This window comes from Paraburkholderia dipogonis, assembly GCF_046027395.1.
Taxonomy (GTDB): Bacteria; Pseudomonadota; Gammaproteobacteria; order Burkholderiales; family Burkholderiaceae; genus Paraburkholderia; species Paraburkholderia dipogonis_A.
Window position 1 is genome coordinate 20,350 of record NZ_JAQQEG010000004.1, and the last position, 24,466, is coordinate 44,815.

Annotated in this window: 18 protein-coding genes; 12 read left to right on the plus strand and 6 right to left on the minus strand. The window is 63.7% G+C overall.

Going from position 1 to position 24,466, the window contains the following annotated elements:
* Window positions 1-270: 270 nt before the first annotated feature.
* Window positions 271-1,170: a DMT family transporter gene (locus tag PQR32_RS05715; protein WP_408223117.1), complete on the minus strand. Its 900-nt coding sequence runs from the start codon at window positions 1,168-1,170 to the stop codon at window positions 271-273.
* A 114-nt stretch (window positions 1,171-1,284) separates the two neighbouring features.
* Between PQR32_RS05715 and PQR32_RS05720 the strand changes: the two genes are divergently transcribed.
* Window positions 1,285-1,755 (plus strand): Lrp/AsnC family transcriptional regulator, encoded by a 471-nt coding sequence (locus tag PQR32_RS05720; RefSeq protein WP_408223119.1) that lies wholly within the window; start codon window positions 1,285-1,287, stop codon window positions 1,753-1,755.
* Between the two features lie 53 nt (window positions 1,756-1,808).
* On the opposite strand, the gene PQR32_RS05725 is transcribed toward PQR32_RS05720, so the two are convergent.
* Window positions 1,809-2,699 carry an alpha/beta fold hydrolase gene (locus PQR32_RS05725; protein ID WP_408223121.1) on the minus strand — a complete coding sequence of 297 codons (891 nt, stop codon included), beginning with the start codon at window positions 2,697-2,699 and terminating at the stop codon, window positions 1,809-1,811.
* A gap of 283 nt (window positions 2,700-2,982) precedes the next feature.
* Between PQR32_RS05725 and PQR32_RS05730 the strand changes: the two genes are divergently transcribed.
* A complete protein-coding gene (locus PQR32_RS05730; protein ID WP_408223123.1) occupies window positions 2,983-3,942 on the plus strand; it encodes an NAD(P)H-dependent flavin oxidoreductase in 960 nt (319 codons plus the stop codon).
* Between the two features lie 184 nt (window positions 3,943-4,126).
* On the opposite strand, the gene PQR32_RS05735 is transcribed toward PQR32_RS05730, so the two are convergent.
* The 3 genes from PQR32_RS05735 to PQR32_RS05745 all read right to left on the minus strand — a co-directional run bounded on the left by PQR32_RS05735 (window position 4,127) and on the right by PQR32_RS05745 (window position 10,024).
* Window positions 4,127-7,714, minus strand: a complete 3,588-nt coding sequence (locus tag PQR32_RS05735; RefSeq protein WP_408223125.1) for a methylmalonyl-CoA mutase family protein — start codon at window positions 7,712-7,714, stop codon at window positions 4,127-4,129.
* 81 nt (window positions 7,715-7,795) lie between these two features.
* Window positions 7,796-8,734: a LysR family transcriptional regulator gene (locus tag PQR32_RS05740; RefSeq protein WP_408223127.1), complete on the minus strand. Its 939-nt coding sequence runs from the start codon at window positions 8,732-8,734 to the stop codon at window positions 7,796-7,798.
* A gap of 204 nt (window positions 8,735-8,938) precedes the next feature.
* Complete coding sequence (locus tag PQR32_RS05745) at window positions 8,939-10,024, minus strand: porin (RefSeq protein WP_408223129.1); 1,086 nt, start codon at window positions 10,022-10,024, stop codon at window positions 8,939-8,941.
* Between the two features lie 124 nt (window positions 10,025-10,148).
* On the opposite strand from PQR32_RS05745, the gene PQR32_RS05750 reads away from it, so the two are divergent.
* Window positions 10,149-10,361: a hypothetical protein gene (locus PQR32_RS05750; RefSeq protein ID WP_408223131.1), complete on the plus strand. Its 213-nt coding sequence runs from the start codon at window positions 10,149-10,151 to the stop codon at window positions 10,359-10,361.
* A 382-nt stretch (window positions 10,362-10,743) separates the two neighbouring features.
* On the opposite strand, the gene PQR32_RS05755 is transcribed toward PQR32_RS05750, so the two are convergent.
* Window positions 10,744-11,328 carry a hypothetical protein gene (locus tag PQR32_RS05755; RefSeq protein ID WP_408223133.1) on the minus strand — a complete coding sequence of 195 codons (585 nt, stop codon included), beginning with the start codon at window positions 11,326-11,328 and terminating at the stop codon, window positions 10,744-10,746.
* Window positions 11,329-11,852: 524 nt separating this feature from the next.
* On the opposite strand from PQR32_RS05755, the gene PQR32_RS05760 reads away from it, so the two are divergent.
* From PQR32_RS05760 to PQR32_RS05800, 9 genes are all read left to right on the plus strand, one after another.
* Window positions 11,853-12,881 (plus strand): bile acid:sodium symporter family protein, encoded by a 1,029-nt coding sequence (locus PQR32_RS05760; RefSeq protein WP_408223135.1) that lies wholly within the window; start codon window positions 11,853-11,855, stop codon window positions 12,879-12,881.
* Between the two features lie 284 nt (window positions 12,882-13,165).
* Window positions 13,166-15,016 carry an EAL domain-containing protein gene (locus PQR32_RS05765; RefSeq protein ID WP_408223137.1) on the plus strand — a complete coding sequence of 617 codons (1,851 nt, stop codon included), beginning with the start codon at window positions 13,166-13,168 and terminating at the stop codon, window positions 15,014-15,016.
* Window positions 15,017-15,212: 196 nt separating this feature from the next.
* Window positions 15,213-16,199 (plus strand): LacI family DNA-binding transcriptional regulator, encoded by a 987-nt coding sequence (locus PQR32_RS05770; protein ID WP_408223139.1) that lies wholly within the window; start codon window positions 15,213-15,215, stop codon window positions 16,197-16,199.
* Complete coding sequence (locus tag PQR32_RS05775; protein WP_408223141.1) at window positions 16,196-17,479, plus strand: AGE family epimerase/isomerase; 1,284 nt, start codon at window positions 16,196-16,198, stop codon at window positions 17,477-17,479. Before PQR32_RS05770 ends, PQR32_RS05775 begins: the two co-directional genes overlap by 4 nt.
* Window positions 17,476-18,393 (plus strand): carbohydrate kinase family protein, encoded by a 918-nt coding sequence (locus PQR32_RS05780; RefSeq protein ID WP_408223143.1) that lies wholly within the window; start codon window positions 17,476-17,478, stop codon window positions 18,391-18,393. The genes PQR32_RS05775 and PQR32_RS05780 overlap by 4 nt, the downstream gene beginning before the upstream one ends.
* A gap of 121 nt (window positions 18,394-18,514) precedes the next feature.
* On the plus strand, window positions 18,515-18,745 hold the full coding sequence (locus tag PQR32_RS05785) for a hypothetical protein (protein ID WP_408223145.1): 231 nt from the start codon (window positions 18,515-18,517) through the stop codon (window positions 18,743-18,745).
* Window positions 18,746-18,824: 79 nt separating this feature from the next.
* On the plus strand, window positions 18,825-19,070 hold the full coding sequence (locus tag PQR32_RS05790; protein WP_408223147.1) for a hypothetical protein: 246 nt from the start codon (window positions 18,825-18,827) through the stop codon (window positions 19,068-19,070).
* A 361-nt stretch (window positions 19,071-19,431) separates the two neighbouring features.
* Window positions 19,432-20,403, plus strand: coding sequence for an ion channel (locus PQR32_RS05795; protein ID WP_408223149.1), 972 nt, complete (start codon window positions 19,432-19,434; stop codon window positions 20,401-20,403).
* A 396-nt stretch (window positions 20,404-20,799) separates the two neighbouring features.
* Entirely contained in the window at window positions 20,800-24,387 is a 3,588-nt protein-coding gene (locus tag PQR32_RS05800; protein ID WP_408223151.1) for an indolepyruvate ferredoxin oxidoreductase family protein, read from the plus strand.
* The last annotated feature ends 79 nt before the right edge of the window (window positions 24,388-24,466 follow it).

Consider the following 24,466-nt stretch of genomic DNA (forward strand, 5'->3'; position numbering starts at 1 on the left):
AAAGCCGCTCGACCCTTACAGGCGAGCGGCGGAAATTCTGTCGGACGTGATCAGCGTCAAGACGCATGATACGCGTGCCTGTTTTTTGACCGCATCGGTGATTTCCCTACAGAAGTTTGACGCTCGCTTTTAAAGCCGCATACACGTCACGTTACCAGGCCCCGCAGTCGCGTATCTTTAGAATCATTAGTCCGTGGATATGAACAATCAGCGCATTCGGTTACTCGGGAATCCGTAGCATTGTGATTCATCGCAACGGCGCAACGCCCGTCAGGTCGACGATAGGCGCTTTTGCGGCACGATCCGCCAGCCGAGATTGACGCCGGCCGCCGCCACCAGAATCAGCACTGCGCCGAGCACCTGAATCCACGCGAGCGTTTGCCCGAACGCAACCCGATCGACGATGATCGCCACCACCGGATAGATGAACGAGAGCGCGCCCGTCATCGAAGTCGGCAGCTTCTGGATCGCGCCGTACAGCAGCACGTACATGAGGCCGGTATTGACGATGCCGAGCACGATCAGCTCGAGCCACTGCACGCTGGTTGTGGGCAACGCATCGAAGCGCACAAACGGCGCGAGCATCAGCACGCCGAGCGACACCTGGATCAACGCGATCAGATGCGGCGGCGTGCCCTTGAGCCGCTTCGTAATGATCGACGACACGGCGTACATCGCCGCCGCGCCTACCGCGTACGCGACGCCGACCAGATATTGCCCCGGCACCGCCAACACCGCCGGCTCGACCTTCACGACGAACACGAGACCGATGAACGCGACCACCAGCCAGGCCACCGTCGACGCGCTGATGCGCTCGCGGAACACCAACGCGCCGAGCGCCACCAGCATGAACGGCTGCGTGTTGTAGACGGCCGTCGCCATCGAGATCGACGCGCGCGAATACGCAGCGAACAGCAACACCCAGTTGATGACGATCGCCGCGCCGCCCAGCAGCGCGAGGCCGAACATCTTCCACGAGAAGAGCTGGCGCCGGAACAGCCCCAGCACGGCGCACACGAGCGCCAGCGTCGCGCCGCCGAAAATGCAGCGGAAGAACACGACATTGAACGGACTTTGCTGCGACGACACCACCAGCCAGCCGATGGTGCCGGACATCAGCATCGCCATAGTCATTTCCGCGGCCCCGCGGCGGATTTCAGTTGACGCCATGATTCGATCCTCAAATTGATTCCTGCATGACGAGCAGTGTAATTAATCCGATGGTCCGAATACATGGCTAAACTTAAGTGTTCCCGCGACGTAGCCTAACAATCGAAGGCTGTCATGAGCAAACGCCTTACTCCTTTAGTATCCACCCCGCTCGACGACACCGACCGGGCGCTGCTCGCCGCGCTCGCGGAAGACGCCCGTCAGCCGGTCAGCGAACTGGCGCGTCAGGTCGGCCTGTCTGCGCCGAGCACGGCGGAGCGCGTGCGCAGGCTCGAAGCGCAAGGCGTGATCGAGCGCTTCACGGTGCAGATCGATCCGCGCGCGCTCGGCTATACGCTGCAGGCCATCGTGCGTGTGAAGCCGTTGCCCGGCCAGTTGCATCTGGTGGAAGAGGTGATCCGGCGGATTCCGGAGTTCGTCGAATGCGACAAGGTGACGGGCGACGATTGCTTCATCTGCCGCCTGTATCTCCATTCGATCGAGCAGCTCGACGAGATTCTGTCCAAGGTCACCGAGCGCGCGGAGACCAGCACCGCGATCGTCAAGTCGACGCCGGTCGCGCGCCGCTTGCCGCCGCTCGGTTGAACGAGGCGCGGGCGCGGCTTCGCGTATGAGCGAAGCGGAGCGGACAGAAAGGCTTACTGTTCGATCGCTTCGAAGAAAGACAGCATTTCGGCGACCAGTTCGTCCGACGCTTCTTCAGGTATGTAGTGGCCGCAAGACAGCGCTCGGCCACTCACGTCACGCGCCACGTGACGCCATTCCGCGAGCGCGTCGAAGCACTTCTCGATCACGCCCTTGTCGCCCCACAGCACGCGCAGCGGACAGCCAATCTTGTGACCGCGCTCAATGTCGGCGCGATCGTGTTCCAGGTCGATGCTCGCCGACGCGCGGTAGTCCTCGCACATCGCGTGCACCGCGCCCGGTTGCGCGAGGGCCGAGCGATAGGCGTCGAGCGCGGCGGGTTCGAACGGCGCCAAACCCGCGTGACGGCTGCCCATCACCGCATCGACATAGGCCGCCGGGTTTGCGCCGATCAGCGTTTCGGGCAGCGGCTCCGGTTGGATCAGGAAGAACCAGTGGAAGTAGAGCGTCGCAAAAGTGCGGTCGGTGGCCTCGTACATCGCGAGCGTCGGCGCGATGTCGAGCAGCATCAGACGCTCGACGGCGTCCGCATGATCGAGCGCCATGCGATGCGCGACGCGCGCGCCGCGATCGTGCGCGCACACGAGAAAACGTTCGAAGCCGAAATGGCGCATCACGGCGACCTGATCGGCCGCCATCACGCGCTTGGAATACGGCTTGTGCGCGGCGTCGCTCGGCGGCTTGCCCGATGCGCCGTAGCCACGCAGATCAGTGGCGATCACCGTGAAATGCTGGGCCAGTTGCGCGGCGCACTTTTGCCAGATCAGATGCGACTGCGGATGACCGTGCAGCAGCAGAAGAGGCGGCCCCGCCCCGCCCTTCACTCCGAAAATATCGACATCGCCCACGGCGACGCGAAAGGGCGTGAAATTCTCGAAGGCCATGGCGTCTCTCTCGTGATTTTGGAGTCCCTGCATTGTAGAAGCCCAATGTGTCCACGCGAGGTGGGATAGCCCACGCAAGCATAGAACCTGAACACTCCTTCCAACTGTTCTAAACGACCCAATTGAACGCGTGCGCCGCCTTTTCGCCTATAATCGAACGACCGTTCTTAAATTTCTGGATGGCTGCGGCTGGCAAAAGCGCCGCAAGCCATGTGCCGCTAAACTCAGCCATCGCCGGGCGCACAACGACGCACCGGTCCGCTTAAATCAGGAGACTCGCACTATGGCATTGCCCGCCGTCCTGCAAAAACTTGCGCTGCCCGTCGTCGCTTCGCCGATGTTCATCGTCAGCTACCCGGAACTTGTGTTAGCCCAATGTAAGGCTGGGATCGTCGGCTCGTTCCCCGCGCTGAACGCTCGCCCGGCCGAGCTGCTCGATGAATGGCTCACGCAGATTCAGGCGCAGCTCGCCGAGCACAAGGCGGCCAACCCCGATGCGGTCATCGGGCCGATCGCCGTCAACCAGATCGTCCATCAGTCGAATACGCGGCTCGAACACGACGTGCGCGTGTGCGTCGAACACAAGGTGCCGATTTTCATCACGAGCCTGCGGGCACCGGCGCGGGAAATCGTCGATGCCGTGCATAGCTACGGCGGCATCGTGCTGCACGACGTGATCAATCTGCGCCACGCGCAGAAGGCGCTGGAAGCAGGCGTCGACGGTCTGATCCTGGTGGCGTCCGGCGCGGGCGGCCATGCCGGCACGACCTCGCCGTTCGCGCTGGTCGGCGAAGTGCGGCGCATGTTCGACGGCCCGATCGTGCTGTCGGGCTCGATCGCCAACGGCGGCTCGATTCTCGCGGCGCAAGCCATGGGCGCGGACCTCGCCTACATGGGCACGCGTTTCATCGCGACCAAAGAAGCCCACGCGGTCGACAGCTACAAGCAGGCGATCGTCAATTCCACGGCGTCGGACATCATCTACACGAACCTGTTCACCGGCGTGCATGGCAACTACATGCGCGAAAGTATCTTGAACGCGGGGCTGGACCCGGACGCGCTGCCGGAATCGGACAAGAGCGCGATGAACTTCGGCAGCGACAAGGCGAAGGCGTGGAAAGACATCTGGGGCGCAGGCCAGGGCGTCGGCCTGATGGACGACGTGCCGAGTGTGGGCGAATTGGTGCAGCGTTTGACGAAGGAATATGACGACGCGAAAGCGCGGCTGGGGATTGCGCGCTAAGGTTGTTCACCCCGGCGTGACTCGGTCGGGGTTGCGCGCTGCGCGTTTGCTTGTAGCGCGTCGGCGGAGGCGCCTGATGTTGGGCGCTTGATTCGGGGTACTTGATCTGAGGCGCTTGACCAGGACGGTCTTGCGCTGGGGCCCGGCCCCAGGCCGGGCCCCAGCGATTGCTGCGCAGCCGGACTTACATATTGCGTCGGTACTGCCCGCCCACTTCAAACAACGCGTGCGTGATCTGCCCGAGCGAGCAGACACGCACGACGTCCATTAGCACCGCGAATACGTTTTCATCGTCGATCACCGCGCGCTTCAGACGTTCGAGCGCGGCGGGCGCCGGGTCGCGATGCTGTGCCTGGAAAGTACGCAGACGTTGCAACTGGCTCTGTTTTTCGTCGTCGGTGGAACGGGCTAGCGCGATCGGCTGCGGCGCCTCGTGCGGATGCGCGCTCAAAAACGTATTCACGCCGACGATCGGATACGAACCGTCATGCTTGCGATGCTCGTACAGCATTGACTCGTCCTGAATGCGCCCGCGCTGATAGCCGGTTTCCATCGCGCCGAGCACGCCGCCGCGCTCGGTCAGCCGGTCGAATTCGGCGAGCACCGCCTCTTCCACCAGATCGGTCAGTTCCTCGATCACGAAGCTGCCCTGATTCGGATTCTGATTCTTCGCGAGCCCCCATTCGCGGTTGATGATCAACTGGATTGCCACCGCGCGGCGCACCGAATCCTCGGTGGGCGTGGTGATCGCTTCGTCGAAGGCATTCGTGTGCAGCGAGTTGCAGTTGTCGTAGATCGCGATCAGCGCCTGCAACGTGGTGCGGATATCGTTGAAGTCGATCTCCTGCGCGTGCAGGCTGCGGCCCGAAGTCTGCACGTGATACTTGAGCTTCTGGCTGCGTTCGTTCGCGCCGTAGCGCTCGCACATGGCAACCGCCCAGATGCGTCGCGCGACGCGGCCCAGCACCGTGTACTCCGGGTCCATGCCGTTCGAAAAGAAGAACGACAGATTCGGCGCGAAGTCGTCGATCGACATGCCGCGGGCGAGATAGGCCTCGACATAGGTGAAGCCGTTCGCGAGCGTGTACGCAAGTTGCGAAATCGGGTTCGCGCCGGCTTCGGCGATGTGATAGCCGGAGATCGACACCGAATAGAAATTGCGCACGCCGTGCTCGACGAAGTACGCCTGAATATCGCCCATCACCTTCAGGCTGAATTCGGTCGAGAAGATGCAGGTGTTCTGGCCTTGGTCTTCCTTGAGGATGTCGGCTTGCACTGTGCCGCGCACGTTTTCCAGCGCCGCGCGGCGCGTCGCGGCGAGTTCGTCGTCCGTGAGCGCGCGGCCTTGTTGCTGCGTCATGCGCGCGATCTGCTGATCGATCGCAACGTTGAAGAACATCGCGAGGATGGTCGGCGCGGGCCCGTTGATCGTCATCGAGACCGAGGTTTCCGGCGCGCAGAGGTCGAAGCCGTCGTAGAGCGTCTTCATGTCGTCGAGCGTCGCCACCGAGACGCCCGAATTGCCCACCTTGCCGTAGATGTCGGGGCGCTCGTCCGGTTCTTCGCCGTAGAGCGTGACCGAATCAAAGGCGGTCGATAGACGCTTGGCCGGCATGCCTTCTGAGAGCAGCTTGAAGCGGCGGTTGGTGCGTTGCGGATCGCCTTCGCCGGCGAACATCCGCGTCGGGTCTTCGTTTTCGCGGCGGAACGGGAACACGCCCGCGGTGAAGGGAAAGTAGCCGGGCAGATTGTCGAGCATCAGCCAGCGCAGAATCTCGCCGTGATCGACGAACTTCGGCAAGGAGACTTTGCGGACCTCGGAGCCGGATAGCGTCGTGACGGTGAGCGCGGTGCGGATCTCGCGGTCGCGGATGCGGACGATGTGTTCGGCGCCCGAGTACGCGGCGACGGTTTGCGGCCAGGTGTCGAGCAGGGCGCGCTCACGTTCGCCGAGGGAGGCGGTGCGTTGGGTGATGAGGGTGTCAAGTTGCAAGAGAGTTTGGTTGGCGGTAGCGGCGGGCGTGGTCGTTTCAGGGTTTGCGGTTGAGGCTGGGTTCGCAGTCGCGTTTGTGCCTGAACCGGCGTTTGCAGTCGTGGCGGAACCTGAGCTTGCAACTGCAACTGCACGTGCGGCCGCGCCCGCCTCCCCGAGCATTCGACGCGCCTCGACAAGTTGCCAGCGCTCGCGCGCCACGCGCGCTTGCGCGTCGGCTCGCTCGCGATAAGCGTGGACCGTCTGCGCGATATCCGCCAGATAGCGCACCCGCGCCGGCGGCACGATGGCGTTACGGCCGCTCGAAAAGCGCAGACCTTCCGGCGCGGCCAGCCGGTCGCCGCCGGAGCGCAAGCCGTGCCTGCGCAGCGCCTCGGCGACGTGCCGATACAGCGCGGTTACGCCGTCGTCGTTAAAGCGCGACGCGATGGTGCCGAACACCGGCATTGCTTCAGGCGACTTCGCGAAGTCGCCGCGATTGCGCTGCACTTGCTTGGCGACGTCGCGCAACGCATCCGGCGCGCCTTTGCGGTCGAACTTGTTGATCGCGACGAAGCCGGCGAAGTCGAGCATGTCGATCTTCTCCAACTGGCTCGCCGCGCCGAATTCCGGCGTCATGACATACAGCGATTCGTCGACGAACGGCACGATCGCCGCATTGCCCTGGCCGATGCCGGACGTTTCGACGACGATCAGATCGAAGGCCGCCGCCTTGCACAACATCAGGGCGTCGGGCAGCGAATCGGAGATTTCGCTCGATGCCTCGCGCGTCGCCATCGAACGCATGTACACGCGCGCGCCGCCGCCCCAGTCGCCGATGGCGTTCATGCGGATGCGGTCGCCCAGCAGCGCGCCGCCGGACTTGCGGCGCGACGGGTCGATGGCGAGCACGGCGATGGTGAGGGCGTCGCCGTAGTCGAGGCGAAAGCGGCGGATCAGTTCGTCGGTGAGCGAGGATTTGCCGGCGCCGCCGGTTCCGGTGATGCCTAGGACGGGGGTTGCGGTTGCTTTTGCCTGGGTGGACAGTTTTTCGCGTGCGGATGAGTCGATGGCGCCTGCTTCGAATGCGCTGATGAGTTGCGCGAGGCGGCGAAAGGTGAGGGATGCCGTGCTGGCCGTGCTGGCCGTGTTGGCCATATGATCTGCGCGCGCCGCGTGGCTCACGTGGCTCGCTTTGCTGGACGGATTGCGAACGGCGTCCGCGAGCTCGTCGCCGCCAGCATCGCCGCGCGAATCAAACCGCGGCAACCCACGCTTCGAAAGCTCGTCCGCCCACTCGCCAACCGGACTCTGCCCGGCCGCCTCAGCCGCGCGCGCACCTTCGGCGCAGCGCGCGATCATATCGTCGATCATGCCTTGCAGCCCGAGCCGCTGACCGTCCTGTGGCGAATAGATCTTCTCGACGCCATAACGTTCGAGTTCCGCGATTTCCTCAGGGACGATCACCCCGCCGCCGCCGCCGAACACCTTGATGCGCTCGCCGCCGCGCGTCCGCAGCAAGTCGACGAGATAGCGGAAGTATTCGTTGTGGCCGCCCTGGTAGCTGGACACGGCGACGCCGTCGGCGTCCTCGTGCAGCGCGGCGGTGGCGACTTCATCGACGGAGCGGTTGTGGCCGAGGTGGATCACCTCGACACCGCTCGCCTGCAGAATGCGCCGCATGATGTTGATCGACGCATCGTGGCCGTCGAACAAGGCAGCCGCCGTGACAAAGCGCAGGCGCCGGCCCGCGGGCAGCTTGTGGCTGCCGGCGCGCTGCGGCGTGGACAGATCGGTCATGTCTCCCCCAGATCGTTCGCGTATGGGTGCTGGCAACCAGTATAGCGAAACGGGTCGGAGTGCTTCGGTGGCCAAGGCGGCCTAGCGCACCGCCAACGCCTTGATCTGTTCGAGCGATGGCCATAGCGACTCGTTCGCGAACCGCTCGGCAAGAAAGTCGACAAACGAGCGCACCTTGGCCGACAGATGGCGGCGGCTCGCGTAGACCACGTGAATAGGCAGTTCGCGCGGCGGCACGTCGTCCACGAGCAGCGGCACGAGGCGCCCCGCGGCCAGATCGTCGCCGATCACTTCGGTGCCGAGCATCGCGATGCCCGCGCCTTGCAGCACGATCACGCGCTGCGCTTCCAGATGATTGACGATCAGATTGCCCGTCAGGCGCACGCGTGGCGAGGCATCGCCGGTCGCAGGCGCGATTTCGAGCGCCGACACGCCCGCATATTGGAGATAGTTGTGGCGCGCCAGATCGGCGACGGACTTCGGCGTGCCATGCCGCTTCAAATAGGCCGGCGACGCGCACAGCACGAGGTGCGCGGTCGCGATCTGCCGCGCGATCAATGAAGAAGACTTCAGCCCGCTCGGCGACGCGCGGATCGCGACATCGAAACCCTCGTCGATCAGTTCGACCACGCGGTCCGACAAGGTCATATCGACGGTGACTTGCGGATACTGCGCGGCGTAATCCGCCACCGCGGCCATCACGTGACTCAAGCCGAACGCCGACAGCGACGACACCCGCAAGCGCCCCTGCGGCACGACGCTCGCCGCGCCGACCACCTGCTCGGCCTCCTCGAGTTCGGTGAGCACCTGGCTCAGACGCTCATAGTACTCACGGCCCGCCTCGGTCGGCGCAACCCGCCGCGTGGTGCGGTTCAAGAGACGCGCGCCGAGTTGCTGTTCGAGGTGCATTACGTGCTTGCTCGCCATGGCCGCCGACATCTCCATCCGTTCGGCCGCGCCGACAAAGCTGCCGACTTCGACCACGTGGCGGAACACTTTCATGCTGACGAGGGTATCCATCTCAATCGCTCGCTTCAGGAATCAATCGGCGTCATTTTGCCGGGTTTATCAAAGACTGGTCGGCAAAACGTTTTTCCGAGCGACGAGTACGGAGGCGCACAAGCAAAAAAACCCGCCTTCCGAAGATGGCGGGCTTGGAGATCAAGCTGATGCGGCCGTCGCGCGAAGTCCGCAGGCAGGCGTCGCGCGGCGCGGCCGGGGCGCTTAGAACTTGGCGCGCAGGCCGACGCCGTAGGTGTTGCCGCTCGACATGTTGGAGATGTGGTCGTACATGTAGGCTGCGTAGATGTCCGTGCGCTTGGACAGCGGATAGTCGTAGCCGAGCGCAGCCGTCTGACGGGTTTGGTCGAAGCCGCCGCCGTCGCGCGAGTAGGCGTACGAAGCCATCACCGAACCCGGGCCGAACGGCACCGTCGCGCCGCCTTGCGCCGTGTTCACGTGCCAGCTCGTGACTTGCTGATCGTTGTACGTGTACATGTACTGACCGAAGAACTTGACGAACTTCAGGTCGTACGACACGCCGAGTTGCGCGACGCTCTGGCTCTTCAGGCCGGGCACGCCCGACGTGCTGAAGCTGCCGAGGTCGCTCGGCACGTTGTTGAAATTCACGTACTGATACACCGCCGTTGCTGCGAACGGGCCGTGGAAGTACAGCACCTGGCCGCTCCACTTCTTCGCGCCGTTTTCGGTCGTGTTGCCGAGGGCGTACATGGCCGTCGCGCTCAGGCCGTTGAAGTTCGGCGACGAGTACGACACCGCGTTGCTCCAGCCGGAGTCGCCCGTCACGCCCTGGTCCGTCGAATAGGTCGGGAACGTGCCGAGACCAAGGTACGTGTGCCAGACCATCGGCGAGAACTGGTACGAGTCGACGAACGGGTTGAACAGAATCGTCGACACGAACAGCGGCGTCGTCAGACGGCCTGCCGTCACCGTGCCGTAGGGCGACTCGATACCGACGTACGCGTTACGCGAAAACATCGTGTCGCCCGTGAAGCGGCCGTACTGGCCGTTTTGCGCCAGGAAGAACCCTTCGAGCGCGAAGATCGCCTTGTAGCCGTTGCCCAGATCCTCCGCCCCTTTCAAGCCCCAGTACGAAGTCGACATGCCGCCGCCCGAGACCTGCACCGCGGTCTTGCCGCCCGGGAATTTCTGCGCGCCGACCCATTCGTCGACCTGACCGTAGAGCTGCACACTCGATTGCGCAAAAGCAGACGATGCACTGGCCAGCAGAGCGGCACACGCGGTTGCCTTGAGGGTGGTCTTCAGCGCACTGCTGATGCTTGTTTTCATGGGTTCTCCTGTCTTTGTCAAAAGGGGTGTGGCTGTGCGAAAGGGGGAGCTCGCGCGAACCATTGTTGTTGTCCGTTCGATCATCGAGCCAATCTGGGCGGGACCATCTTTGCGGACCATTTTTATGAACAAAAATATCGTGGGTTATTGCGGGTATATCGGTCTGATTAGTTTTGTCGCTTATCGGCCTGATAAAGCCTTGGCCGACCGCGCTCTCGCCGTGCCGCCGCAAGTTTTGCCGCACCGCGCAAAGCGTTGCTCACATTGCGGCCGACGGGTTGATAACGCCTCAGATGACACGCGGATGACGCACCGCCGCAGAAACGACCAAATTTGACGATGGGAGAGCGTCTGCTGCCGAGTGTTTTCAAAAAAGTGTGGTGTCGAAACGTCACATTGACGGCGGCCTTTACGGACGGCGGTAAGGCGGAAGGCCGCTGTCAAGCGGTTTGAAAGGCAGAGGGCGGTGGTCCGGCGGAGCGAAGCGATGAGAATTTGGGAGGACGAAATGGCAGTGATGCCGCGTACCCCGTTCGGGATGATGCACGCGTGAACGCGGAGTCAGATAAGCGAATGGCCGGCACTCGAACAATGTCGAAGCGGCATGGAGAAGTCAGCGAAAGAAGTAGCTGGGTGTGTGTGCTGTCTAAGCGGTCTAACCGGCGAACACTGGTTGCTCACGCAACAAACGCAACGCACAGCGCACGCAGCACGAACGCCTAGTTCCGGTAAGGCGAGCCTTCCGACTGACGTGGATCGTCCGACTGGCGCTGCATGGCGCGCGATGAACCGCGCTCCTCGTTGTAGCGGGCGACGTCGGCACGAATCGAGCCGGCGCGAACCGGCGCATTGGCCGGCGGCCGCGGCACCGTGCGCGATTCGGCACTAACCGGCGTGATGGCGCCGGCGTACTGCATGCCTCCGCGGCCGTCGCCGGCGTATCCGGCCGGTCCGGCGACACGTCGCACGCCCGGCTTGTAGACGTCAAACCCGTCGGCGTAATTTCCGCCCGCGAAATTCGCTCCGCCACGCGGCAGACGCGCGTTGCCATCGGCCATCGTATTGCGTGCGGGTGCTGCCGCGGCGGCGCCGTAGTAGCGGCCACCGTCATGCACATCGCCGCGCACGGCGTGATTCGCTTCGGCATGCGCATAGCCGCCACGACTGCCGTGCGGCATGCCTGGTGCTTTCGCATAGGCGAACGAGCACAGCGCAGCGATGACCGCGCCCAACGCCCAGTGCCTCGTTCTCGACAACCCGTCCACCCAGTGACTCACATGCCCGAAGACTTGCCTGAAACCCACCGTTCGAGCTGCGATGGACTTGTTTTGGGACTGGCACGAGCGCTGCGACAAGATCGCGACGCCGGGCATCCCGACGGCCTTTGAACCGTAATTTATGGGTGCCGGCAAAGGGTGTCGAGCCAAAAAGTGTTAGGCCTCGGACGCGGATGTAACACCTTGTTACTGCGACGTTTTTCTACGACAGAGTCCTTGCGCGAAAGCCCTGAAACCGCTTGCTTTCAAGGACTTGGAGAGACAGCTTACGACCCCTTGCGTATGACGAATCGCGTCTGGATATCCACCTCAACTGTCAAAACTGCATGGACCAAACAGATCATGTCGCCAATACTGAAAACTTCGGGCGGAGCGCTGTCCGAATTTTCCGGAACCGGCCCTTTGATGCATGGCCCTCATTAATCGATTCTTCAAATGAATTTGCATATTTAATCGAAAATCAACAACAATAGCTCTTTCCCATAGGCTGGGACGGCGCCTTCACTAGCGCGTCCCCGCGCTTTTCCGCGTTACCGAATCGAGATTCCGACATGGCTCGCCCGAAACTGCTTCCCGACAACTTCACCTTGTGCCTCGTCGGCACCGTGACCCTTGCCAGCTTGCTGCCGGTTCATGGGCAGGCCGCCGTCGGGTTCAACTGGGTGACCAACGTGGCGGTCGGCCTGCTGTTTTTCCTGCACGGCGCCAAGCTCTCACGCGAAGCGATCATTGCGGGCGCGACGCACTGGCGTCTGCATCTTGTAGTGCTGCTCAGCACGTTCGCGCTCTTTCCGCTGCTCGGCCTCGCGCTTAAACCGCTCCTTTCGCCACTTGTCACGCCGGCGCTCTATGCGGGGGTCCTCTTCCTCTGCACGTTGCCGTCTACGGTTCAGTCGTCGATCGCGTTCACGTCCATTGCCAAGGGCAACGTGCCGGCTGCCGTATGCAGCGCGTCGGCCTCGAGCCTGCTCGGCATCTTCATCACGCCCGCGCTCGTCAGCCTCGTCGTCACCAATCAGGCGGCCGGCGGCGGCGCGTCGCCGTGGCATACGGTAGGCAACATCGTGCTGCAACTGCTGGTGCCGTTCGTGGCCGGGCAGTTGCTGCGCCCGTTGATCGGCAAGTGGATCGAGCGCAATCGCGGCGTGCTCAAGTTCGTCGACCAGGGGTCGATCCTGCTGGTGGTGTATGGCGCGTTCAGCGAGGCCGTCAACGAAGGCCTGTGGCATCAGATTCCGCTCTCCGCACTCGGCGGCCTGCTGCTGCTGTGCGTCGTGCTGCTCGCCCTGGCTCTCGCCGTGACGATTTTCGTCAGCAAGCGGCTCGGCTTTAGCCGTGCGGACCAGATCACCATCATCTTCTGCGGTTCGAAGAAGAGCCTTGCCGCCGGCGTGCCGATGGCCAAGGTGATTTTCGCCTCGCATGCGGTGGGCGCCGTAGTCTTGCCGCTGATGCTGTTCCACCAGATCCAGTTGATGGTGTGCGCCGCGCTCGCGCAGCGCTGGGGCGCGCGCGACATCAGCGGCGAGACCCACGCCGCCTCGCGCGAGCGGACCACCGCCGCCGTCGCGCGCCGGTGAATACGCGCGCAATGCAAACAGGACATTCATAAGCGCCCTCCCTGAGCGTCATTTGAAGAAAGCCGCCTCGCGCGGCTTTTTTGTTATTTCACGCGCAAACGCCGCCGCTGTCGCCTCGGCCGGATGACATAGGCCAATTCCTGGCAAGGCGGAGCCGGCCTTCAGAATGGCTCGACCGAACACAAACAAAGGCACCATCCCAGTGCAACGGTTCACTAAAAGTTCACTTAACTCCAGGCAACCCGGGCCGATAAGCCGAAGGTCGATCGCTACGCCTATCTGCCATGCAACCTCGCTCGCCCTCCCGATCCGCCGCGCCGCGCATCGAGGAGTTGATCGCCCGGCGTGATCTGTCCGCTGTGTTCCAGCCGATCATTGATTTCGAAGACGGCGCGATTCTCGGCTACGAAGGTCTGATCCGTGGCCCGTCCGGCACGCCGCTCGAAGCGCCGTTCGCCCTGTTTTCGCAAGCGCTCGACGAGGGCTGCACGATCGAGCTCGAACGCGCCGCCGCGCGCACTTGCATCGAAGCGTTCGCGCAACTCGACTTCGACGGCAAGCTGTTCCTGAATTTCAGCGCGGGCGCGATGCGCCAACTGGCCGAGGCGCGCGACGACACACTCGCGCTGCTGCGTCATCGCGGCGTCGATCCGCAACGGATCGTGATCGAGCTGACCGAGCAAAGCACGATTCTGGATGTCGGCAGTTTCCTGCCGGTGATCTCGACACTGCGCACGACCGGCGCGCAATTCGCGCTCGACGACTACGGCACGGCGAACGCCAGCATGAACTTATGGGTGCGGCTGCAACCTGACGTCGTGAAGATCGACCGCTTCTTCATTCACGACATTGCTTGCGATCCGCTCAAGTTCGAGGCCGTGCGCGCGATGCAGCACTTCGCCAGCGCGAGCGGCGCGCGGCTCGTCGCAGAGGGCATCGAAAACGAAGCGGACCTGATCGTGGTGCGCGACATGGGGATCGGCTGTGGGCAGGGCTTTTTCTTCGGCCGTCCGCACGCGCAGCCGGCTCGCCAGGTGACCGACGACGCCCGCGATGCGCTGCGCGCCGGCCACATCGCCGTGTTCCCCGAGACCACGCGCACGGTGAGCAGCGCGTCGCCTTCGGGCGGCATGGCGTCGGCGAAGATGCTGGTGCACGCGCCCGCGTTGCCGCGCCACGCGACCAACAACGACGTGCTCGAACTGTTCAACCGTCTGCCCGATCTGCACGCGGTCGCGGTGGTCGAACAGGACGAGCCGGTCGCGCTGATCAACCGCCGCAGCTTCATGGACCGCTACGCGCTGCCGTATCACCGCGAGCTGTTCGGCAAGCGCCCTTGCCTGCTGTTTGCCAACGCATCGCCAGTGATCATCGAGAAATCGATGACCGTCGAGCAGATGGCCAAGCTCCTCGCGAGCGACGATCAGCGCTATCTCGCCGACGGCTTCGTCATCACCGACAACGGCAAATACGCCGGCCTCGGCACCGGCGAGAAGCTCGTGCGCGCGGTGACCGAGGTGCGCATCGAAGCGGCGCGCTACGCGAACCCGCTGACCTTCCTGCCGGGCAACATCCCGATCAGTTCGCACATTGCCCGCCTGCTCGGCAACGACGCCGGTTTCTACGCGTGCTACGTCGACCTGAACCACTTCAAGCCGTTCAACGATCAGTACGGTTACTGGCAAGGTGACGAGGTTCTGAAATTCGCCGCCGTCGTCCTCGCCGATGTGTGCGACCCGACCCGCGACTTTCTCGGCCACGTGGGCGGCGACGACTTCCTGATCCTGTTCCAGAGCGACGACTGGCGCGAACGCGTGCTGCGCGCGATCCACGTGTTCAACGAAGGCGCGCAGCGCTTCTATGCGCCGACCGATCGGCTCGCCGGCGGCATCCACGGTGAGGACCGGCGCGGCAATCCGACCTTCTTCGGTTTCGTGACGATGGCGATCGGCTGCGTGCGCGTCGAACCTGGCGACGGCCCATCGCTCTATAGCAGCGAGGAAATCGCGTCCGTCGCGGCACTGGCCAAGCGGCGCGCGAAGCACGAGGCGAGCGGTTTCGTGCTGATCGACGCCGACGAAAGCGTGGCCCTGCTGCGCGGACAGGCCGAAGCCGCGCACCTGTCGCTGGAGTGAACGCGCGGTGTCCAAGCTCAGTATCGGACATTGTTTAGCTAATTTTACTAAACAGCATATTCCGGGCCAACTCCAACGCCTACGGGTATTTCCCGGTGTCTAGCGAGTGTTTTTCGGGCGGGTTTAGCGTGGTTTTACTATACAATCGCCCGAACCCAAACACCGTGCGGCCGCCCTCGTGCGTCCGCTTCATTCGATGGCTACAACCATCCGCGACGTGGCCCGCGCGGCCAGCGTGTCGATCGGCACCGTCTCACGCGCATTGAAGAATCAGCCGGGCCTTTCCGAGGCCACCCGCGTGCGCGTCGTCGAAGCGGCACGCAAGCTCGGCTATGACGCCGCCCAGTTGCGCCCACGCATCCGCCGTCTAACGTTCCTGCTGCACCGTCAGCACAACAATTTCGCCGTCAGTCCTTTCTTTTCGCATGTGCTGCACGGCGTGGAAGACGCCTGCCGAGAACGCGGCATCGTGCCGTCCGTGCTGACCGCCGGCCCCACCGAAGACGTGACCCAGCAGATGCGTCTGCACGCGCCGGACGCGGTGGCGATTGCCGGTTTCGTCGAGCCGGAAACGCTGACCACGCTGGTGGCGATGCAGCGTCCACTCGTGCTGATCGACCTGTGGGCGCCCGGCATGCGCTCGGTGAATCTCGACAACGCCGCAGGCGCCACGCTCGCCATGCGGCATCTGTTCGAGCAGCGGCGCAAGCGCGTCGCGTTCATCGGCGGCTCGCTCGCGCACTTCAGCATCGCGCAGCGCGCGCTCGGCTACCGGCGCGCGTTCTTCGAGGCGGGCTTGCTGTTCGACCCGTCGCTGGAAGTGACGATCGACGCCGGCCTCGACCCGGACAGCGGCGCCGCGCGCGCCATGCATCAGTTGCTCGACGCGCCGGGTCCGCGCCCCGACGCGGTATTTGCCTACAACGACGCCGCCGCGCTCGCCGCGCTGCGCGCGTGCCTCGCGCGCGGACTGCGCGTGCCCGAGGACATCGCCATCATCGGTTTCGACGACATTCCCGCCGCTGCCCATGCCACGCCGCCGCTGTCGACCATCTCGGTCGACAAGGAAGCGCTCGGCCGGCGCGGCGTCGAGCTGTTGCTCGAAGACGCACCCGCCGAACTGGAAGTCCGTTTGCCCGTCCATCTCATTGCCCGTGCCAGTACTTTGGTGAAAATGCCATGACGCAATCCGATCCGCTTCACCCCGCCAACGGCGCCGCTGCGGCGCCGCCCGTCGAGAGCTTCCGCACACGCGACTTTCTGCTCGCGCATGTGCAGGACACGCTGCGCTTTTACGCGCCGAACGTGCTCGACCCGAGCGGCGGCTTTTTCCATTTCTTCCGCGACGACGGTTCGGTCTACGACAAAACCACGCGGCATCTGGTGAGCAGTTGCCGCTACGTGTTCAACTACGCGATGGCGTATCGCCAGTTCGGCGACCCACAGCACCTCGAATACGCGCGCCACGGCTTGCGGTTCCTGCGCGAGGCGCATTGGGACGCCCAGCACGAAGGCTACGACTGGGAGCTCGAATGGCACGACGGCAAGAAGCGCACGCTCGATGCGACGCGCCACTGCTACGGCCTCGCCTTCGTCCTGCTCGCCTATTCGCATGCGGCGATGGCTGGCATCGAGGAAGCCAAGCCAATGATCGGCGCGACCTTCGAGCTGATGGAACACCGCTTCTGGGACGCCGCCGCGGGCCTTTACGCCGACGAAGCGTCGCCCGACTGGCGGGTCAGTTCTTACCGCGGGCAGAACGCGAACATGCACACCACCGAGGCGCTGCTCGCCGCGCATGAAGCGACCGGCCATCTCGTCTATCTGGATCGCGCGGAACGGGTGGCGTCGAATATCACGCTGCGTCAGGCGAAGCTGTCGCAGGGTCTGGTGTGGGAGCACTTTCACGCGGACTGGTCGGTCGACTGGCACTACAACGAGGAAGACAGCTCGAACATCTTCCGCCCGTGGGGCTTCCAGCCGGGGCACCAGACAGAATGGGCGAAGCTGCTGCTGATTCTCGAGCGCTTCCGTCCGTTGCCGTGGCTGCTGCCGCGCGCCATCGAACTGTTCGACGCCGCCATGACGCACGCGTGGGACGAAGACCACGGCGGCCTCTACTACGGCTTCGGCCCCGACGGCACCGTGTGCGACCACGACAAGTATTTCTGGGTCCAGGCGGAAACCTTCGCGACGGCGGCGCTGCTCGGCAAGCGTACCGGCAACGAACGCTTCTGGGACTGGTACGACGAGATCTGGCGCTATAGCTGGGCGCATTTCGTCGATCACAAGTATGGCGCGTGGTACCGCATCCTCACGTGCGACAACCGCAAGTACAGCGACGAAAAAAGTCCGGCCGGCAAGACCGACTATCACACCATGGGCGCGTGCTATGAAGTGCTGGCCCACGCGCTGCCCGACGGCGCGGCCGCTGCGTCCGAATCCGCGGAGCAAACAAAATGAGCAATCCGAGCGAGAACCACGAATTTCCCTTCTTCGTCTCAGCCGGCGACATCCTCACCGATCTCGTACGCACCGGCACCTCCCAATGGCTCTCGCGTCCTGGCGGCGCCGGCTGGAACGTGGCGCGCTGCGTGGCGCGGCTCGGCCTGCCGACCGCGTGCGCCGGCTCGCTGGGCGTCGATAACTTCTCCGATGAGTTGTGGAACGCGAGCGTCGCCGCCGGGCTCGATATGCGCTTCATGCAGCGCGTGGAGCAGCCGCCCTTGCTGGCGATCGTGCATCAGACGCATCCGCCCGCGTACTTCTTCATGGGCGAGAACAGCGCTGATCTGGCCTTCGATCCGGCGCGCCTGCCGGCGGGCTGGATGGGCCAGGTGAAGTGGGCGCACTTCGGCTGCATCAGCCTCGTGCGCCAACCCATCGGCAACACGCTCGCCACTTTGGCGGCCGAATTGCGTTCGCAGGGCGTGAAGATCAGTTTCGATCCGAACTATCGGAATCTGATGGAGCACGGCTACGAACCCACGTTGCGGAAAATGGCCGCGCTCGCGGACCTGATCAAGGTGTCTGACGAGGACTTGCGCCTCATCTTCAAGACCGACGACGAAGCCGGCGCACTTGCGCAGTTGCGGGCCATGAATCCCACCGCCACCGTGCTGGTGACGCGCGGACCGGAGACCGCCGTGTTGATCGATGGCGCCATGGTGACCGAAGCGCGGCCGCCGCGCGTCGAGGTGATCGACACGGTCGGTGCGGGCGACGCGTCGATCGGCGGCCTGCTGTTCAGCCTGATGACCGCACCGCAACGGGCGTGGCCGGAACACCTGGCGTTCGCGCTGGCCGCCGGCGCGGCCGCTTGCCGCCATGCCGGCGCGCACGCGCCGTCGCTCGATGAAGTCGTCGCGCTGCTGTAATTCCGTTGCCTTGCGCGGCGCGTATGGTCACCGGCGTGGAGCGCCGCCAGGGCGGAGAACCGAACCTTCATCATCGTGCTAGGATGAAAAAACCGAAACCTTTGGAAGACGGAGAGACGCCATGGACGACATCACCTACACCAAAGGCATCTACACGGCCACTGCCTCGATAAGAGAAATAGAAAAAGACACCTGGCAGGGCGTGGTCACCCTCTTGCGCGACGAAGGCGACGCCACCGCCGATCAGGAAACCACCGTCTACGAAGTCGAAGCCACTTCGTCGACGCCGGAGGAAGCGCTCGAGGAAGCCAAAGCGCTCGCTCACCGCATCCTCGGGGAAATCGAACTCTAGTTAGAAACCGACGCCGCGCTTGCGCGTTTTCGCTTGCGTTCGCGTTGCGCCACCCTGAACCAACCGGCCGGAGGCGGTCATGGCTGAACAGCTCTTCCTCTATGGCGTGTACTCGATTCACGTCCGTCCAATCGAACTCAACGGCGCGCGCTGGGACGCGGAGTATGAAATCCGCCATCGCGAGAAAGCCGTCAAACCGTGGACGACGGTAGGTGGCGACAACGGCTATGGCGACGAAGCCGAAGCTGTCGCCGCAGCCCATCAGCAAGCCGTCGACGATATCGAACACGGCGCGGGCATTCCCAAGCCGCGAGCCTTTCCGTAAGTCCGAAGAAGCGCACGCTGTGGCGCGCGTGCGCGATTGCTTGATTGTTTCAGTGCGCGGTGTCGGTGCGGTGTTGGCACGATGACGCCGTGTCGGCGCGGCTTGCATGAAGCACCGTCCGCGGCGAGCAGTCGCCGCTTCGGCCGCTGGCGCACGTAGCGATCCAGCGAGGAAGCTGCGCACGCCGCCGCGTCGCTGTGCCGCTGTGCCGCTGTGCCGCTGTGCCGCTGTGCCGCTGTGCCGCTGTGCCGCTGTGCCGCTGTGCCGCATTTTTACGGGCCCGCGCACCGCGCCGAAAATCAGCTTCCGTGAGCAAAGCGTCGTGCTACGCTTTGGCCGTTTTCATTTCCACGAGCCCGCGATGGCGACTGAACCGTCAGACCGTCCTTCCGGCTTCGGCGAAACCGAAGCGCGCGCACCGGCGCGCCGCCCACGCGGCAGCCGCGAATTGCGTCTGGACGATCGCGTGATCATCGCGCACGGCATGCCGACGCCGCTCTGGCAGGATCTTTACCACCGTGCTCTGGTGGTGCGCTGGCCGACGTTTTTCGTCTCGCTCGCGGTCCTGTTCATGCTGCTCAACACGACGTTCGCCACGCTCTATATGCTCGGCAATGCGCCGATCGCCAATCAGTTTCCAGCAGGGTTCGGCGGCGCGTTTTTCTTCAGCGTCGAAACGCTTGCGACGGTCGGATACGGCGATATGCATCCGCAAACCGTCTACGCGCATTGGATCGCCACGCTCGAAATTTTCATCGGTATGTCTGGGATCGCGTTGGCGACGGGGCTGATCTTCGCGCGCTTTTCGCGGCCGCACGCCAAGATCATGTTCACGCGTTATGCGGTGATCCGGCCGCTCGACGGTCGCATGACGCTGATGGTGCGCTCGGCCAATGCGCGTCAAAACGTGATCGCCGAGGCGCGTGCCAATCTGCGCATCATGCGCCAGGAGACCACGGCCGAAGGCTATACGCTGCGCAAACTTTACGACCTGACGCTGGTGCGAGATCAACACCCGGTGTTCAAACTGGGCTGGACGCTGATGCACATCGTCGATGAAAACAGCCCGCTCTTCGGCGAAACGGCCGAAACGCTCAAGCGCCGCGACACGATGTTGATTCTGACGCTGGAAGGTGTCGATGAATCGACTTCGCAAACCATGCAGGCGCGTCACACGTGGCCGTGCGACCAGATCTACTGGCATTACCGTTTCGCGGACATCATGACCGAGCGAGACGGCGTGAGCCATATTGACTACGCGCGGTTCGACGAGATCGAGCCGCTCGACGAGGCGCCCATTGGCCCCGTCAAGTCCGTAGCGCCGGCGCCGTAAGCCGCCTGAATCGCGGTGCATCGCACTTCCTTTGCGCGTGCCGCCGATCGCGCCGCCTTCTTCTCGATTCACCGCCGAAACGCACCAGGGCTTACCCGAATGCCATCGCTGCGTGGCAGATCCGTCTCAAAATTTCATTAAAACGCGCGGGTCTTCTCGCCTATTCGTGAACGGCCGGTCAAAGTAGAAAAAATCCTCTCCAATCGGCGCTAAAAAATAGAGTCTCTTTCGCTGCGTCACCTTCGTGGTCCCCACCACCGCGCGCGGATGCCAAACCGCAACTATGTTGCATGGGATCGGAGTAAGTGCTTTGCATGGGACCAGAGTAGCGCGCTAAAGCGCGAACTCTGATCAACAGTTGAAGCGCCAACGCCGATCGACAATGGAGACCTACCCATGACCGCTCGCCTGCCCATCGACGGCACGCCCGCACTGGCCGATTACAAGCTTTCCGATAACCTCACCGCGACGCGCGGCCGGATCTTCCTGACCGGCACGCAGGCGCTGGTGCGTCTCGCGCTCATGCAGCGCGCCGCCGATAAGGCGCGCGGCATGAACACCGCCGGCTTCATCAGCGGCTATCGCGGCTCGCCGCTCGGCATGGTCGACCAGCAGTTGTGGAAGGCGCAAAAACTGCTCACGGCGAGTGATATTCGCTTCTTGCCCGCCATCAACGAAGAACTCGGCGGCACCGCCGTGCTCGGCACGCAGCGGGTGGAATCGGATCCGGAGCGCACCGTCGAGGGCGTGTTCGCGATGTGGTACGGCAAGGGCCCGGGCGTGGACCGTGCCGGCGATGCGCTGAAGCACGGCAACGCCTACGGTTCGTCGCCGCACGGCGGCGTGCTGGTGGTGGCCGGTGACGACCACGGCTGCGTGTCGTCGTCGATGCCGCATCAGAGCGACTTCGCGTTGATGGCCTGGCACATGCCGGTCGTGAATCCGTCGAACATCGCCGACATGCTCGAGTTCGGCTTGTACGGCTGGGAGTTGTCGCGCTTCTCGGGCGCGTGGGTCGGCTACAAGGCGATCTCCGAAACGGTCGAATCCGGCTCGACGGTCGATCTCGACGCGCTGCGCACCGACTGGGCCTCGCCGCAGGATTTCGAAGCACCGTCAGGCGGCCTGCACAACCGCTGGCCCGATCTGCCGAGCCTGACGATCGAATCGCGGATGCACGCGAAGCTCGACGCCGTGCGCCACTTCGCGCGCGTGAACAGCATCGACAAATGGATCGCGCCGAGCCCACATGCGAACGTGGGGATCGTGACGTGCGGCAAGGCGCATCTGGATCTGATGGAAACGCTGCGCCGCCTCGATCTGACGGTTGCCGATCTGGAAGCGGCCGGCGTGCGGATCTACAAGGTCGGCCTGTCGTTTCCGCTGGAGATGACGCGTATCGACGCGTTCGTCTCCGGCTTGTCCGAAGTGCTGGTGATCGAGGAGAAAGGCCCGGTCATCGAACAGCAGATCAAGGACTATCTATACAACCGCACGCAAGGCACGCGGCCGATCGTCGTCGGCAAGAACGCCGAAGACGGCACGCTGCTGCTGTCGTCGCTCGGTGAATTGCGGCCGTCGCGCATTCTGCCGGTGTTCGCCAACTGGCTCGCGAAGCACAAGCCTGCGCTCGATCGCCGCGAACGCGTGGTCGATCTGGTCGCGCCGCAAATTCTCTCGAATGCCGCGGACAGCGTGAAGCGCACGCCGTACTTCTGCTCGGGTTGCCCGCACAACACTTCCACCAAAGTGCCGGAAGGATCGATCGCGCATGCGGGGATCGGCTGCCACTTCATGGCGTCGTGGATGGAGCGCGACACGACCGGTCTCATCCAGATGGGCGGTGAAGGCGTTGACTGGGCCTCGCATTCGATGTTCACGAAAACGCGCCACGTGTTCCAGAATCTCGGCGACGGCACCTACTTCCACTCGGGCATTCTGGCGATCCGTCAGGCCGTGGCCGCGAAAACCACCATCACGTACAAGATTCTCTATAACGACGCCGTCGCGATGACGGGCGGCCAGCCAGTGGACGGCAGCATCTCGGTGCCGCAGATCGCGCGTCAGGTGGAAGCCGAAGGCGTGTCGCGCTTCGTCGTGGTCAGCGACGAGCCGGAGAAATACGACGGCCATCACGACCAGTTCCCGAAGGGCACCACGTTTCACCATCGCAGCGAGATGGATACCGTGCAGCGCCAACTGCGCGACACCGACGGTGTGACCGTGCTGATCTATGACCAAACCTGCGCGGCGGAAAAACGCCGGCGCCGGAAAAAAGGCGAATTTCCCGATCCGGACAAGCGCCTCTTCATCAACGAGGAAGTCTGCGAAGGCTGCGGCGATTGCGGCGTGCAGTCGAATTGCCTGTCAGTGGAACCGGTTGAAACGGCATTGGGCCGAAAGCGCCGCATCGATCAATCGTCGTGCAACAAAGACTACTCGTGCGTGAACGGCTTCTGCCCGAGCTTCGTCACGGTGGAAGGCGGCAAGCTGAAGAAAGCCGCGGGCGCCGCCTTCGATCCGGCGGCACTCGCCGCGCGCGTCGACGCCTTGCCGATTCCCGCAACGCATCTCGACGCCGCGCCGTACGACATTCTGGTGACGGGCGTCGGCGGCACGGGCGTCGTGACGGTGGGCGCATTGATCAGCATGGCGGCGCATCTCGAAGGCAAGAGCGCGTCGGTGCTCGATTTCATGGGCTTCGCGCAAAAGGGCGGCTCGGTGCTGTCGTTCGTGCGCTTCGCCGCGCGCGACGAGTGGCTCAACCAGGTGCGCATCGACACGCAACAGGCCGACGTGCTGCTCGCCTGCGACATGGTGGTTGGCGCCAGTGCCGATGCGCTGCAAACGGTGCGTCATGGCCGCACGCGCATCGTCGTGAACACGCATGCTATTCCGAACGCCACGTTCGTGACGAATCCGGACGCAACGCTGCATGCCGACGCGCTGCTCGACAAGATGCGTCACGCGGCCGGCCCGGAGCGCATGTCGACGTGCGACGCCCAGGCGCTCGCGACGCGTTTTCTCGGCGACACCATTGGGGCGAATATTCTGATGCTCGGTTATGCCTGGCAACTGGGTCTCGTGCCCGTGTCGTTCGGCGCGATGATGCGCGCGATCGAATTGAACAACGTCGCGGTGCAGATGAATCAGTTGGCGTTTTCGATCGGCCGCCTCGCCGCCGAAGATCCCGCCGCGCTCGAATCGCTGTGGCAAGCACGGCATCTGGCGAAGCAAAGCGTGCGCGTCGATACGCTCGACGAACTGATCGCGCATCGCGAAGGACGTCTGCAGACTTACGGCGGCGCGAGCTATGTGAAGCGTTATCGCGCGCTGGTCGACGCGGCACGCCGCGCGGAATCCGCGGTGGACGCCAAGAGCGAGCGCGTGACGCGCGCCGTGGCGACCACGTTCTATCGTCTGCTTGCAGTGAAGGACGAATACGAAGTGGCGCGCCTGCATTCGGATGTCGCGTTCCGTGAAGCGCTGGAAGCGCAATTCGAAGGCGTGGCCGGCAAGGACTTCGGCATCAAGTTCAATCTCGCGCCACCGACGCTCACGCGTCCGGAACCGGGCAAGAATCCTTCTAAAAAAACCTTCGGTCAATGGATGTGGCCGGTGCTCGGCACGCTGGCGAAATTCAGCAGCCTGCGCGGCACGATGCTCGATCCGTTCGGCCGCACGCTGGAACGCAAGATGGAGCGCGAACTCGCGGGCGATTACGAAACCACGTTGCAGCGTGCGCTCGCGAAGCTCGATGCCGGCAATCTGGAAGACGTGGCGAAACTCGCCGACCTGCACGCTCGCGTGCGCGGTTATGGTCACGTGAAACTCGCGAATCTGGCGGGCGTGAAGCGTGGTGAGCGCGATCTGGCCACACGTTTGCAGATCGACGCGGCGACCGGTGAGTCGGTGCGGAAGTCACTGGAAGAGGTGAAGGGCGCGGGGCAGTTGCGCGGGATTCCGGTGGTCGTGGCGAAGTAGTTTTTTGGGTCACGTAGACGCAGATGAAAAAATGCCGCTTCGAGAGCGATCTCGACGCGGCATTTTTCTTTGCTTCGTT